This is a genomic window from Myxococcus sp. AM011, from assembly GCF_013372595.1.
GTDB classification, from domain to species: domain Bacteria; phylum Myxococcota; class Myxococcia; order Myxococcales; family Myxococcaceae; genus Myxococcus; species Myxococcus eversor.
In genome coordinates this window covers 1-13724 of record NZ_JABXEM010000287.1, presented here as the reverse complement: position 1 = coordinate 13724, position 13724 = coordinate 1, and the positions used below count along the sequence as shown (strand labels likewise).

Here is a 13724-nt window from a genome sequence, read left to right as displayed (position 1 = left end):
GCGCGTGCACTGGCCCGGGGGGAGGTCCGAGGGACCTGGGCGGGACGAGAGGTGGCGACCTGCCAGGCCCTGCATTGTGGCTTCTCGGAACACTGTCACCCGGCCCCTTCCGCGTGCTAAGCGGCGGGCACCATGCCGAACGTCGTCGTCATCGGAGCGCAGTGGGGAGATGAGGGTAAGGGCAAGGTCGTCGACCTCCTTACCGAGCATGCCCAGTTGGTCGTCCGCTTCCAGGGCGGCAATAACGCGGGCCATACGCTGGTGGTGAACGGTCAGAAGACCGTCCTGCACCTGATTCCCTCGGGCATCCTCCACCCGGGCAAGACGTGTGTCATTGGCAACGGAGTGGTGGTGGACCCCGCGGTGCTCGTGGGCGAAATCGATGCGCTCAAGGCGCGCGGTTTCCTCAAGGAGGACTCGCAGCTCCTCATCTCCGACAATGCCCACGTCATCTTCCCGTGGCACAAGCTGCTGGACAGCTTCCGCGAGAAGGCTCGGGGAGACAGCGCCATTGGCACCACCGGCCGCGGTATCGGCCCGTCCTATGAGGACAAGGTCGCGCGCCGGGGCATCCGCATGCGCGACCTGCTCAACCCGGAGCGGCTGCGCAAGCGCATCGAGGAGCGGTTGCCGCAGGCGCTCGAGGAGCTGAAGGAGCTGTGCGCGAAGGCGGGCGTCCCCGTGCCCCAGCTCGAGGTGCCGCAGGTGCTGGCCGAGTTCTCCGGCCTGGGCGAGCGGCTCAAGCCCTACGTGCACGACGCCTCGCTGTTCCTCGCGGAGCAGGTGCGCAAGGGCGCGCGCATCCTCTTCGAGGGCGCGCAGGGCACGCTGCTCGACGTGGACCACGGCACCTATCCCTTCGTCACGTCGTCGAACTGCGTGGCCGGCAATGCCGCGGTGGGCTCGGGCCTGGGGCCCACGGCCATCGACAAGGTGATGGGCATCAGCAAGGCCTACACCACGCGCGTGGGCGGCGGTCCGTTCCCCACGGAGCTGACCGACGCGATTGGCGACCAGCTGCGCAAGGTGGGTGACGAGTTCGGCGCGACGACGGGTCGTCCTCGCCGCTGCGGCTGGCTGGATGGCGTGGTGCTGCGCTACGCGGTGCGCGTCAACGGCCTGTGGGGCATCGCGCTCACCAAGCTCGACGTGCTCAGCGGGCTCAAGTCGCTGCAGCTCTGCAACGCGTACGACCTGGATGGCACGAAGGTGACCGAGCTGCCCGGTGACTACGAGGACCTGGCGCGCGTGAAGCCCATCTACGAGACGCTGCCCGGCTGGGACGAGAAGCTCGCGGGGGTGCGCAGCTTCGACGAGCTGCCGGGGAACGCGAAGCGCTACGTCCGACGGGTGGAGGAGATCAGCGGCGTGCCCGTGGTGTGCGTCTCCGTGGGCGCGGACCGCGGTGAGACGGTGTTGCTGCAGAACCCCTTCCGGAGCTGAGGCTGGGAAGCGCACCCTCGGAGGAAACTTCCCACCGAGGGTGCGGGACCGCCGTGACGCCGTCCCTGGATTCTGCTACGGCAGCCAGGAGCCACCCCCTGGGGGACGTCATGGTTTTCGTGCGCAGGTCCGTCATCGCCCTGTCCGCGCTGTTGCTGCTCGGCGCAGCGGAGCCTTCCGAGCCCACCCGGGCCGCATTCGCTCGCGGCGAGTCGGCGCTCTCCGGCGGTCGTTTGGAGGAAGCCGCCGCCGCGTATCGCGAGTCGCTGTCCGCCACGCCGGGGTATGCACCGGCGCTCAATGGCCTGGGCAGCGTCCTGTTCCGCCAGGGCCAGTTGAAGGACGCCATCGCGCGCTTCACCGAGGCGACTGAAGCGGACCCCCAGCACAAGATGGCGTTCTTCAACCTGGGCTATGCCGCGCGCAAGGCCGGGGATGCCGCCACCGCGGCGCGAGCGTACGCGCGCTACGTGCAGCTCGAGCCCGACGATGCGGACGGCTACTACGGGCTGGCGGAGAGTCACCGGCAGCTCGGTGACAAGGCCCAGGCGATTGCCGCGTATCAGGGCTACATCGTCCGCGAGCGGCGTCCCTCCGAGCAGATCTGGGTGCAGAAGGCGCGAGGCCACCTGAAGGCCCTGGGCGGACAGCCCCTGTCGGCGAACGAGGTGGCACGTCCAGCAGTGGGCGCGGAGTCTTCGAACGGAGCGCTGCGGGAGAAGGGCGCGACTCCGAGCGCCATGCCCGTGGCGGGTGCCTCGCAGCCGGGCGCGGGACAGGCGGGAACACTGGCCAGCGAGACTCCCGCGGGAACGGCCTCGTCGGTGGGCAACGCGCCGCAGGTGGGCAGCGCGGCTCCAGCGGGAACGGCCTCGTCGGTGGGCAACGCGCCGCAGGTGGGCAGCGCGGCTCCAGCGGGAACGGCCTCGTCGGGAGGCAATGCCTCGCAGGTAGGCAGCGCGGCCCCTGCGGGAACGGCCTCGTCGGGTGGCGGCGCCTCACCGCCGGAGAGCTTCGCCCAGGCGGGAAGTGCCTCGCAGACGGGGAGCGCGCAGCAGGAGCCGTTGCCCTTCCCCTCGACGCGCGCGGCCTCGGACGTCTCGCAGGAGCGCACGTCGAATCCGGCGCTGGCCGCCGCGCGCATCCGCGATGGCGACGCGTTGATGAAGGAGCGCCGCTACCGTGAGGCGGCCTTCGCCTTCCTGGATGCCTCGCACGCGGACGCGGGCCACGTGGAGGCCCTCTTCAAGCTGGGCAACGCGCTGGCCGTGCTGGGCTACTACGGGCAGGCGGTGGAGAAGTGGGAGACGGCGACGCGGCTCACGCAGGACACCGCCATCCGGCAGAGCGCGCAGGACAACATCACCCGGGCTCGCGCGAAGCTGGCCCAGGTGGGCGCTTCGCCGCAGGCGGCGGGGCAGGCTCCTGGCTCGGGTCCTGTCGCGGACCCGACACGTGCCCAGGCCCGACGCGCCTACGAGCAGGGAGTGCAGCGCATCGGCGCGAGGGACTTCGCCACCGCGCTGACGCATCTCACGCTGGCCATCCAATTGGAGCCCATGCTGGCGGTCGCGTACACGGCGCGAGGCAGCGCGAACATCGGCCTGCGTCGCTACGCGGAGGCCGCGGCGGACTACCAGTTCGCGCTGGAGCTGGAGCCCCAGTCCGCCTCGCCTCTTTACGGACTGGCCGAGTCCTACCGCGCCCTCGGTCGCAACGCCGAGGCCCGTGGTCTCTACGAGCGCTACGCCGCCTCGTCCGCCGCGGATGTCCGTGTCCAGCTCCAGGAGGAATCTCGACAGAAGGCCACGAAGCTGCGTTGACCGGCTGGCAGGCGGGCACCGGGGCAGGTGGATCCTGTCAGTCCCAGGCACTAATTTATCGCCATGGCCGGGCGCGACGCTGGGATGGACGATCGGCAGTTTTTTCGCCCCCGCCGGGGCCTGGCAGCCGCGATGGCGGTGGCTGGCCTGCTCTGGGTGGCGGTGCTGCTCTACCTCTTCAAGTTCGAAGGGGTCCCACTGAAGACCTTCCTCTCAGCGGGCTTCTTCATCCTCTTCTTCGGCGTCTCGCTCACCTACTACGCGCGAACGCTCATCGTCGTGGATGCCCGGGGCATCACCTACCGCGGCATGGTGCGCACGCGGCGGTTCTCCTTCTCGGATATCCGCAACGTGGACGTCCTGCCAGGGCCCGTCACCGTCTACGCGATTCGTGGACAGTGGGGATTCGTACACTTCACGAGCTTCTTCCGGCACCACCAGACGCTTGCCCGGATTCTCGTCGAACGTGCCGGACTGGGGCCGATGCCGGGCTGACCTATCCGGTCGCCAGCACGTAGGTGACGAGCAGTCCCGCCAGCGCGGCCACGCTCCCCAGGCCGATGAGCCACCACTCCGGGAGCACACGGCGCGCGGTGGGCCGAGCCTCCGAGAGCCCCGCCCCTTCTCCTCCGGATGTCGGAACCTCGACGATTCCCTCCGAGTTGGGAGGGGCTCCAGGAGGCACGGGCTCGGCGATCGGCTCGGGCGCGGGGGCCAGCTCCTCCAGAGGCGCCTGGAAGCGCAGGAGCGTGCGGCCCAGCTCCACGACATCGCCGTCGGCCAGGGGCACCGGCTCTGTCACCCGCTGACCGTTGACGAAGACGCCGTTGGGGCTGCCGAGGTCCTCCAGCGTGAAGCCGCCATCGTCGTGGAGGACGCACGCATGGCTGCGTGAGACGGCCCTGTCTCTCAGGCGCAGCGTGGCCTCCTGTCCGCGACCCAGCTTCGTGCGGGACTCCGCGAGCGCGTGGGTGCGGCCCACATCCAGTCCCGTCAGGCAGGTGAGGGTGGCGGCGCGAGAGGGAGCCGGGGCCTCGAGTCCCGTGAGCAGCCCCTTGAGCATGGCGACCGTGCCCAGTCCGCGCTCCACGCGCGCTTCGGGCAGCACGCTCAGGAGCATCGTGTCGGGAAGGCCCAGCACCTCGCCGGGCAGCACCAGTCGCGAGACACCGGGCGGGACGAGCACGCCATTGACGGTGAAGGTCCGCGTGGCCTCCACCATGAGCCGGGGCCCTTCGATGCGCAGGGTCAGCAGGTGGGGAGGAAGGGCCTCCAGGCGGATGTGGTCATCGGGACCGCCTCCCAACAGGTGATGTCCTTCGGGCAACTCGAAGGGCGTGGTGGTGCCCAGGTGTTGGAATTCGAAGCGCATGGCCCGCCGTGGAGCAACGCGCGGACCCGCACGGCGCACAAGGAATCGCGCGCTTACCGTGGGCGAGCGTCCGGGACGGCGTCAGTCCATCCCCAGCGTGAGACGCACCCCGCCGCGAGACGCGCCCCGCTGAAGACTTCACGCGGCGGAGGCGAGCGCCGGCCCTCCGGAGGGAAGCCGCGTGCCGGGATACACCGCCACGCCCGAGCCATCCGCGACGAACGCCGACGCGGGTGCCCCGCGCAGGACGGACGTGAAGCGGTCACCATAGAGGCTCGCCACGTCGCACTCGAAGGCCACGTCCTCCGCCTGCCACACGGACCAGCGCGGGTGCTCCACGCGGTACTCCGCGCAGCCGCCGTCGCGTTGAGGCGTGTAGCCCCAGTAGTGCTCGGTGATGAACTCTTCTTGCGAGCCAGGGGCGCTTTCGATGGGCGTGCCGCGCGTGCGTGCCGAGAGCCGATGCCAGCGGCCCTCGTGCTTCCAGGCGTATTCGAGCCGACCCGGAGTGCCCTGCTCGGCGCCCTCCATCTCCACGACGTGCCGCATGGGCAGCGCGAGATAGGGCTCGTTGTAGACGACACGCGCCACGGTGGCGATGGCCCACCGAGGCACCAGCTCTCGCACGAAGGCCACGCCGCGCCGCCAGCCTTCGGGGCCGAGGTGCCGCACGTAGAAGCGCAGGTTCACCTCGTCGAAGTCCCGGTGGAAGGGCACCGCGAGTCCCCGCACGCGGGTGTCGAGGAAGCGGAAGCCCACCATGCTGGCGAAGGCCTTCCCGTTCCACGTATCCAGCTCCGTGCCGCGCGGCACGAGCGGCGCGAGCACCTTCGGGTCCACCTCGTAGTTGAGCATCACGAGGTACCGCCACGTGGCCGTGAGGAAGGGTCGCATGCTCCCTTCGTAGTGCGCTCCACGCCGCGCTGTCCCGCTCCGCGCGGCCTTGCTTGAACCCGGGCTTACTGGATTCGGAAGCCGATGTTCTGTGGGAGGGAGAACATGTAGAGGGTCGCCACCACCATCATCACCGTGGCCAGGGCGAGGAGGGAGATATTCAGCGACGGGTGGAGCAGCTTCGTCGACACGCCCGCGAAGAAGAGGACGGAGGCGAAGAGGACGACGCAGAAGGTGAAGTTGTCGCCGTTCTGGGTGGACTGTCGCCCACTCTCGAAGAACCGGGTGGCCTGCTCGGCCAGCTCCTTGCTCCGGGTGCCCGGGGCAGGGTGGTACTCGGGGCGGGTGAAGGGCGTTCCCTCTGGCGCCTCATCCGGACGGGTGGACTCCGCGCGCCAGGCCTCGAAGGCGGGCCGGAACTCCTCCCGGAAGCGTCGCTCGAAGAACTCGGTCCGTCGCGTGTCGTTGTCGTTCCACGCATCCGCCCAGCTCTTGAAGACGCTGGTGTCTATCTCCACCAGCAGGGCCATCTCGGTGGAGGCTCGCACCGACTCCGCGCGCAGCGCGTTGGCCTTGCTGTACTGGAAGGACTGCTCACCGCTCCACCGCGTCGACTGGTAGGCCGTCCAGGCGGAGCCGACGGTGGCGAGCGCCAGCAGCACCGTGGCCAGCAACTCCAGCACGTACTCCCGGCGCCGCTCGTGCTCGGGGCGGAGGTGGAGGAGCGCGTCGGCGATCTCCTTCCGAAGCTCGTGCGGAATCGTGGGAGGCGTGTCCGTAGCCATGGAGAGGCCCTCTTTCTCTCACGGGGATTGAGGTGTCGGCGCCGCGCGGAGCGGGGGCGTCGGAGGGAGCACGCGACGTCGCGACATGGGCGAAACCTCTCGTGAGGTGCTGAAGGGAAGATGGCGCGTGCGCCACGCGAATGGGACGCAGGGGGCTCGGCCGGGCGGGTGCGTGGAGGGCCGCCAGGGCTTCCCATGGCGAACGGGCCCACGCCCCACCGTGAAGTCGCTAGGATGCCCGCCGCCGATGCGCACCCCCATCACCGTCCTTCTCCTGACTCTCTCGTGCCTCGTGGTCGCGTGCCGCGATGAACAGGCGGGCCCCAAGCCGCGCCCGTCCCGTCTGCCCGAGCCCGCGAAGGCCCGCGTCCTGGACGCCGCGCCCGCGGACCTGACGTTCCGCAGCGGCGCCACGTTCGCGGGTGGCTCGGTGGTGTACCTGGGCTCGAAGGTGTCACCCCCGAACGCCGCCCCGGGCGAGCAGGTTCGCCTGGCGCATTACTTCCAGGCGCGACGACCGCCTCCGCAGGGCTATGGCTTCTTCGTCCACGTGGTCGACGTGGCGACGGGCGGGATGCTCGTCAACGCGGACCACGAGTTTCAGGACGGCGCGGCGCCGCTGGCCTCGTGGCCGGTGGACAAGGTCATCGAGGACGTCCACTCCATTCCGATGCCGCCCGTGCCCTCCCGGGCCATGCTCGGCTTCTGGAGGGGCGACGAGCGGCTGCCCGTGGATGACGCCGCCTCCCATGACGGCTCCCACCGGATGCTGGGTCCACAGCTCGGCGGCGCGCCTCCGGAGCTGCCCGAGTATGTCGTCCGCAAGGCGAGCGCCGCTCCCACGATTGATGGCGTGCTCGACGACGCGGTCTGGAAGGGGGCCACGCCCGTGGTGCTGCAGGGCAGCTTCGACGGGCGCCCGGTGAAGCTGCGCACCGAGGCGCGGCTCGCCTACGACGACGCGTTCCTCTACGTGGCCTTCGACTGCGAGGACCCCGACGTCTGGGGCACGCTGCGCAAGCGCGATGACCCCATCTACGAGCAGGAAGTGGTGGAGATCTTCCTCGACGCGAACGCGGACGGGCGCACGTACAACGAGCTCCAGGTGTCACCGCACAACGTCAACTTCGACGCGTACTTCCCCGCGCGACGGCAGGGGATGGACCTGTCCTGGGACTCGGGGATGACGTCGGCGGTGAAGGTCCGCGGAACGCTGGACGACGCGTCCGACAAGGACGACGGCTGGTCCGTGGAGATGCGGATTCCCTTCGCGAAGCTCGCCGAGGTGCCGAACGTGCCGCCGCGCCCCGGTGAGCGCTGGCGCTTCAATCTCTACCGGCTGGAGCACCACGGCCGGCGCACGGTGGAGGGACAGGCCTTCTCTCCCCTCTTCGTCGGCGACTTCCACGCGCTGCCGCGCTTCGCGTGGCTCACCTTCCAGTGAGGAACCGGCACCGCGCGCTCACGCGTGCGGGGTGATGTCCCATTGGGCATCCGCTACGGAGCGCTCCGAAGTGTCTCCCAGGAAGCGGAGGTAGCCTTGGAGCTCCAGCGTGTCGATGAGCTCCTCGGACTCCTGTTGGGAGTAGCCCTTCAGGTCCACGAGCAGATCTCTCATGAGGGACTTGCCGCGCAGGTAGCCCACGGGCTCCCCAGGGCCCAGCGCGTCCTTCAGGTCCGCCGTCAGTTGCCGCAGGTCGATGTCCTCGGGATTCATCGACTCAACGATGGGAATGATGCGCATCAACGGCAAGTCGCGCGGATTCCCCAGCCGGCTCGCGCGTCAGGTGAGGGACCAGCCGGACATCCCGACCGTCACTCTCCACCGTGACGGCGCCGTCGATGTCCGTCCGCCAACACTCGCTGCCCGCGGCCCGGTAGCGCGCCTCCACCTCCGGGTGGGGAAAGCCGAAGCGGTTGCGCCGGCCGACACAGAAGACGACGTGCCGGGGCTTGATGCGGTCCACCAGCGCCTGGGTGGAGGACGTGCGCGAGCCGTGGTGCGGCGCCTTCAGCACCGTCACCGGGTCCAGGGTGTCCGCCAGCAGCGCTTCGGCGTCATGCTCCATATCCCCAGGCAGCAGCACGGTGACGTCTCCATGCCGGACGCGCAGCACGACGCTGCGGTCGTTCACCCCTTCGAGCAGCTCGCGCTCCTCGGCCCCCGGTGGACCCAGCACCTCCAGCGTCGCCTCGCCCAGGCGCAGCGAGGGATGTCCGGCCTCCACTGTCTCGACGCTCGCGTCACGTGCCGCCGCGACCACCTGACGAGACAGCGGGCCGCCCTCGTCGCCGGCCGGCAGCCACAGCCGCGCGGTGGGTATCTCCTTCAGCGTGGAGATGAGCCCCAGCGCATGGTCCGGATGGGGATGGGACAGCACCGCCAGTTCCAGGTTGGAGATGTTCTGGTGCCGCAGATAGGGCAGGACGAAGCGCACGCCGGTGTCCGCGCCATTCGGTGAGCCGCCTCCATCCACGAGCGCGTGGTGTCCACGGGAGCTGAGCACCACGGCGTCGCCCTGGCCGACGGAGAGGAAGGTGACGCGCAGGCCCGGCTCGGGCGCGAGCCTGGGAACGAGGGCCGCCGCGACGAGCGCCACGGGAGCAAGCCATCCGCACGCGCGCCACCGACCCGAGCCCAGGGCCCACGTCAGCAGGCCGAAGGCATACAGCGCGGCCCAACCCCCGAGCGGAGGCACCTCCACGGAGGCCAGGGGCATGGCCGCGAATGCACGGGTGATCCACAGCAGCGCCTCCGACGCCCACGCTCCGGCCCACAGCACGGGAATCGCCAGCGGTGGCGCCACCACGAACAGCGCGGCCCCACCCGCCGCCAGGCCCGTGAGCAGTCCGCAGAGGGGCAGGGCGATGATGTTGGAGAGCAGTCCCGCCAGGCTCACCCGCCCGAAGGCCGAGGCCGCCACGGGCAGTCCCGAAAGCGTGGCGGCGGCGCTCGCGCACAAGGTCTGCGCCATGGTCTCTCGTCCCTGGCCCCAGAGTCGGGCCCAGCGGCGCGGCTCGCCTGGGTCCGGCTTCGCGAAGGGGAGGGCCCCGCGCAGGGCCGGCACGAGCAGCACCAGCCCGAGCACCGCGAGGAACGACAGCCGCAGCGACAGGTCCTCCACGCTGGACGGCGCCCACATCACCAGCACCAGCGCCGCCGCGGCCAGGCCATTCAGCCCATCCGCGCGCTTCCACCACGCCAACCCCAACAGCACCACCGTCGCCATCACCGCCGAGCGCACCGCCGGAGGCTGGCTACCGGTGAACAACACATAGGCCCAGACGAACGGCACCGCCGCGGGCGCCGCCACCCGCCGGGCATCCAGTTTCCGCCACCGCGCGCCGGCCCGCACCAGCAGCCGCCGCAACAGCGCGAGCGTCATCAAGGCGAGGGCCGCGACATGCAGGCCGCTCACGCTCAGTACGTGCGCGAGGCCCGCCCGGGAGAAGGCCTCCTCCCACTCCGCATCCAGCTCCGCGCGCCGCCCCGCCGCCAGCGTGAGGAAGAGGGCCGCGGAGTCCCGCGAGGGGGCCACGCGGTGGGTGGCCTCGGCCAGTCGCTCCCGCGTGTCCTCCATCGACCACCGCCACGTCGTCGCCCGGGACAGCACCAGCACGCGTCCGGCGTCCGCCACCCCGGTGAAGGCCACGCCCTGCCGACGACGGACGGACGTGAAGTCCTTCTCTCCGGGATTGGCGGCGGGCGTGTCTGGCGTCAGTCGAACGCGGGCCCTGAGGCGCTGGCCGGCGAGCAACGGCGGCGGAGCTCCGCGAAGCGTCAGGTTCAGCTTGAAGCGAGCGCTCTCGAGCGTCCCGTCCTCGGGCCCCGCACGCGCCACCACCAGCCGCACCCGGGTGGCTTCATCCAGGCGGTCGACCCGCTCGGCTTCGCCCTCCACCACGGCCTCGCCGCCCCTCGACAGGGACTGCGGGACTTGGACCCGGGATTCCCACCGAGCGAGCCCGGCTCCAGCCATCCAGAGTGCGCCCAGCACCGCCAGATGGGAACCAGGCAGCCGGGCGAGCGCCAGGCCGATTGCTCCCAGCAAAACCCCGCACACCAGAAATAGCTCGGCCGGGCCGTCCGTTCCGGGAGACCAGAGAGCGCCTAGCAGCAAGCTCAACGCAGGAAAGAAAAGAGGACGCGTCCCCAGGTCGCGCCACGCGTAACGATCCACCCGCCACCCCGTCCAACACCGTCCGTCACGCCGGCTCGTACACCGAGCGATACCGCGTACGAAAACCGACAACGTAGTCGGGCGCGTCCTGGGTGGTCAAGGCGATATCGTTGCCCGTGGATGTGGTTTGTGGTAGTAGTGCCCGGCTTGGTGATGGAAGGCCGGGAGCGAGTCTTTCAAGGAGGCAGTTAGTGCAGACCAGCTTCAAGACTGGTGACAAGGCGGTTTATCCGGGCCAGGGCGTCGGTGAGGTGATGGGTATCGAGCACACCGAAGTGGCCGGTCAGCGCCAGTCCTTCTACGTGCTGCGCATCCTGGAGAACGGGATGCGGATCATGATCCCGATCAACAAGGTCGGATCGGTCGGCCTCCGGGAGATCATCAGCGAGGAGGACGTCAAGCAGGTCTACTCCATCCTCAAGGAGAAGGACATCTCGGTCGACTCCACGACCTGGAACCGGCGCTACCGGGAGTACATGGAGAAGATCAAGACGGGCTCCGTCTTTGAGATCGCCGAAGTGCTGCGCGACCTGTACTTGCTGAAGGGTGACAAGGACCTGTCCTTTGGCGAGCGGAAGATGCTCGACACGGCGCGTTCGCTGCTCATCAAGGAGCTGTCGCTGGCCAAGGACTGCACCGAGGAAGAGATCGAGTCGGACCTGAAGAAGATCTTCAATCTCGCCTGAGCGTCACGGGCTCCAGCCCGAGACTCCAGCCCCGGGTTCCCTCGTAGGGAGTCCGGGGCTTCGTCTTTTCACGTCATGAACGAGTCGCCTTCCTCTTCCCGGGTCCAGTCCGAGCGGGACGCACGCATCGCCGAGCTCGAGTCGCGGCTCGCGCGGCGCCGCGTGGGTGTCAGGCCGCTCGCGTCCGTGGTCGGCATCCTGGTGAGCCTGGCGCTGCTGGTGATGCAGCGGCGGGAGCTGGCGTACTTCTTCTCCTCGTCGGTGCCCCTGACGTTGGGAGTGGAGGGGGACTACCGCTTCGACGCGCTCGCCTCCAATCGCTACGCGCAGGTGCACGGAGTTCCCACGGCGCGCGGCGCCTACGAGCAGGACGGAGGCGCGCTGCTCGTGCTGGTGGGCTTGCGGGAGTCCCCCTTCGTCGTGCGCCGGCCCGCCTTGCCGGGCGAGGAGTGGGTGCCCGGACGGCCGCCGCCTCCGCCCGATTCGCGGCCCTTCGGCATCCGGGGGCGCCTGCTGCCGGAAGAGGACGCGCCGCGCTACCGCGATGCGCTCGCGTTGCTGCGAGGCATGGGTGAAGTGCAGCCTCATGAAGGCAGGCTGTGGCTGCTCATCGAAGGCGAGCGGCCGGGCGAGGACCGTGGACGGATTCTGACCTGTCTGGCGCTGCTCGCCTTCGCCGTGCTCAACGCGGTGCTGCTCTACAAGTCGCTCAAGGGCCCTGCTGGAGCCGCCTGAGTCCCTCGGTGGCCCTGCGGTTGCCCGAGTCGTACTTGAGGGCCTGCTCGAAGTCCGAGCGGGCCGCGTCCGGCTGCTGGGCCTTGAGGTGGTCCGCGCCCGAGCGCACGTACAGCGTCGACAGTTGCGTGCGCAGTTGGGGCCCCAGTCGGCTCCATCCCTTGGACAGCTCCTGGTCGACTTTGACGGCGACGGTGAGATGGGAGATGGCGCGAATCGTGTCGCCCTTCGCCAGCGCCTTGCGTGCCTCGCTGCCCGCGGAGTCGAAGCGGACGAGCTGGGCGTGCAGGGCGGTGAAGCGACCGGACTTCGCCATCTCCATCGCGGACGTCACGTCGCCCGCTTCATAGAGCCGAAGGACTTCCGTTTCGGACGCGGGGCCCAAGGGCTTGCTGTCGCGGACCTTCGTGTTCGTGACGATCTTCTCGGCGGCCGCGGCGTCGTCATCGGACAGGGGCTGGAACGCGGCCACTTCTTCCGTTGACTCGCGGCTCCCACGCACGGGAGCGCGGACCGCGCCCGTGGCCAGGTCCCTGGCGCTGAGGCTCGCGGTCGAAGTGGAGGTGTCTGGCTGCGTCGCTCGTGCGGCCAGCGCCGTCGGACGCGGTTCCGAGGGCGCGGTGGACGTGTCGGTCCGTGGAGCGCGCGTGGCGCCAGCGGCGATGTCCCGAGCACTCAGGTTCGCGGAGGAGTCGGTCTGCGCCCCGCGCCCTGTAGCGCCAGTGGAGATGTCCCGTGCACTCAGGTTCGTGGAGGAGTCGGTCTGCGCCCCGCGCCCAGCGGCGATGTCCCGCGCCCCGACGCCCGTGTTCGTCTGTCCCGGTCGTCCTGCCGCACCCGTGGCCAGGTCCCTGGCACTCAGCCCCGTCGTGCCGCCTTGCGACGTGCTGACCTTTCGGACGATCCGTGAGTCGTCGCTTCCCGACCCGGTCGCCTGCGCTTTGTCGTCCCGGGTGGCGGTACGCGGTTCAGCGCGTTCGTCGCCGCTTCTCCGAGTCCCCGCCGGCGTCTCGCCGACACGGGGTTCGCCAGTCTGCGCGCGGTCCGTGGCGGTCCCATTGGGACGCGCATTGCCCGTGTCGACAAGAAGGGGGCGATCATCATCCGCAACGAGCTTCTCCGACGGCGAGGCCTGTCCCCGCGTGGACGACGAGCCAGTCGTGCGCCCCGTCTCGTCGGGGGCCACCGTCCGATTCGAGCTGAGTCCCACCGCGAGCACGGTGATGAGCGCCGCGACGGTGGAGCCCAGTCCCGCGGCGACGAGCCCCACGCCCCAGGGACCCAGGCCGCGCTTGCTCGGAATCGGCTCGGAGATGGCTCCGCTCAGGGCGGGGATGCCGGCGGCGGGCGTGCCGCCAGGGCCGCGCAGCCGCAGCATCGCGTTGCCCAGGGTGATCTCATCACCCGACATCACCTCGACCTCGGTGGTGACGCGGTTGCGGTTGAGGAAGGTGCCGTTCTGGCTGCCCAGGTCCTTGATGAAGACCTGGTCGGCCTGCCGGGTGATCTGCGCATGGCGCCGGCTGATGGAGGGATGCTGGAGCCGCAGGTCCGACGAGGACGAGCGCCCCAGGACCAACGGCCCCTGCTGCACGGGCACGAGCTGGCCCGCGCCGGGGCCGCGCTCGACGTAGAGGAAGGCCGGAGGGTGGCCGGGGTTCGAATACTCGCGTCCCCAGTCGAACCGGCCGGACAGCTCCCGGTCGTTCTTCTCCCGTCCCTTGCCGCCACTCTTCGAGCGTCCCTTGCGCGAGCCCGCTGGGAACTGGGGCACGCGTTGGGGGCGGGGGTCGTCGGCCTGGAGG

At 70.0% G+C, this 13724-nt stretch carries 12 protein-coding genes; 6 read left to right on the top strand and 6 right to left on the bottom strand.

Annotated features, from left to right (window positions below; translation table 11 throughout):
• Nucleotides 1-132: 132 nt before the first annotated feature.
• The 3 genes from HUW62_RS39420 to HUW62_RS39410 all read left to right on the top strand — a co-directional run bounded on the left by HUW62_RS39420 (nucleotide 133) and on the right by HUW62_RS39410 (nucleotide 3761).
• Nucleotides 133-1443, top strand: coding sequence for an adenylosuccinate synthase (locus tag HUW62_RS39420; protein ID WP_163868363.1), 1311 nt, complete (start codon nucleotides 133-135; stop codon nucleotides 1441-1443).
• A gap of 110 nt (nucleotides 1444-1553) precedes the next feature.
• The gene (locus HUW62_RS39415; RefSeq protein ID WP_176437348.1) at nucleotides 1554-3266 is read left to right on the top strand and encodes a tetratricopeptide repeat protein; all 1713 of its coding nucleotides are present in this window, start codon (nucleotides 1554-1556) and stop codon (nucleotides 3264-3266) included.
• Nucleotides 3267-3329: 63 nt separating this feature from the next.
• A complete protein-coding gene (locus tag HUW62_RS39410) occupies nucleotides 3330-3761 on the top strand; it encodes a PH domain-containing protein (RefSeq protein WP_163868365.1) in 432 nt (143 codons plus the stop codon).
• A gap of 1 nt (nucleotide 3762) precedes the next feature.
• On the opposite strand, the gene HUW62_RS39405 is transcribed toward HUW62_RS39410, so the two are convergent.
• The 3 genes from HUW62_RS39405 to HUW62_RS39395 all read right to left on the bottom strand — a co-directional run bounded on the left by HUW62_RS39405 (nucleotide 3763) and on the right by HUW62_RS39395 (nucleotide 6317).
• Complete coding sequence (locus tag HUW62_RS39405) at nucleotides 3763-4638, bottom strand: FHA domain-containing protein (RefSeq protein ID WP_176437347.1); 876 nt, start codon at nucleotides 4636-4638, stop codon at nucleotides 3763-3765.
• A 138-nt stretch (nucleotides 4639-4776) separates the two neighbouring features.
• On the bottom strand, nucleotides 4777-5532 hold the full coding sequence (locus tag HUW62_RS39400; RefSeq protein WP_163868367.1) for a YqjF family protein: 756 nt from the start codon (nucleotides 5530-5532) through the stop codon (nucleotides 4777-4779).
• 65 nt (nucleotides 5533-5597) lie between these two features.
• On the bottom strand, nucleotides 5598-6317 hold the full coding sequence (locus HUW62_RS39395) for a hypothetical protein (protein ID WP_176437346.1): 720 nt from the start codon (nucleotides 6315-6317) through the stop codon (nucleotides 5598-5600).
• A 247-nt stretch (nucleotides 6318-6564) separates the two neighbouring features.
• Here HUW62_RS39395 and HUW62_RS39390 point away from each other — a divergent pair, with 247 nt between their 5' ends.
• Nucleotides 6565-7761 (top strand): carbohydrate-binding family 9-like protein, encoded by a 1197-nt coding sequence (locus HUW62_RS39390; RefSeq protein ID WP_176437345.1) that lies wholly within the window; start codon nucleotides 6565-6567, stop codon nucleotides 7759-7761.
• A gap of 18 nt (nucleotides 7762-7779) precedes the next feature.
• Here the strand turns inward: HUW62_RS39390 and HUW62_RS39385 are convergent, their stop codons facing one another.
• The gene (locus HUW62_RS39385; RefSeq protein ID WP_163868501.1) at nucleotides 7780-8034 is read right to left on the bottom strand and encodes a hypothetical protein; all 255 of its coding nucleotides are present in this window, start codon (nucleotides 8032-8034) and stop codon (nucleotides 7780-7782) included.
• Nucleotides 8035-8038: 4 nt separating this feature from the next.
• Nucleotides 8039-10498 carry a DNA internalization-related competence protein ComEC/Rec2 gene (locus HUW62_RS39380; RefSeq protein WP_176437344.1) on the bottom strand — a complete coding sequence of 820 codons (2460 nt, stop codon included), beginning with the start codon at nucleotides 10496-10498 and terminating at the stop codon, nucleotides 8039-8041.
• 191 nt (nucleotides 10499-10689) lie between these two features.
• Between HUW62_RS39380 and HUW62_RS39375 the strand changes: the two genes are divergently transcribed.
• Together HUW62_RS39375 and HUW62_RS39370 are read left to right on the top strand one after the other, a co-directional pair.
• Nucleotides 10690-11184: a CarD family transcriptional regulator gene (locus HUW62_RS39375; protein WP_047859039.1), complete on the top strand. Its 495-nt coding sequence runs from the start codon at nucleotides 10690-10692 to the stop codon at nucleotides 11182-11184.
• A gap of 75 nt (nucleotides 11185-11259) precedes the next feature.
• Nucleotides 11260-11919: a hypothetical protein gene (locus HUW62_RS39370; RefSeq protein ID WP_176437343.1), complete on the top strand. Its 660-nt coding sequence runs from the start codon at nucleotides 11260-11262 to the stop codon at nucleotides 11917-11919.
• Here HUW62_RS39370 and HUW62_RS39365 read toward each other — a convergent pair.
• On the bottom strand, nucleotides 11894-13724 hold a 1831-nt coding region (locus HUW62_RS39365), incomplete at its 5' end, for an FHA domain-containing protein (RefSeq protein ID WP_176437342.1). The genes HUW62_RS39370 and HUW62_RS39365 overlap by 26 nt on opposite strands.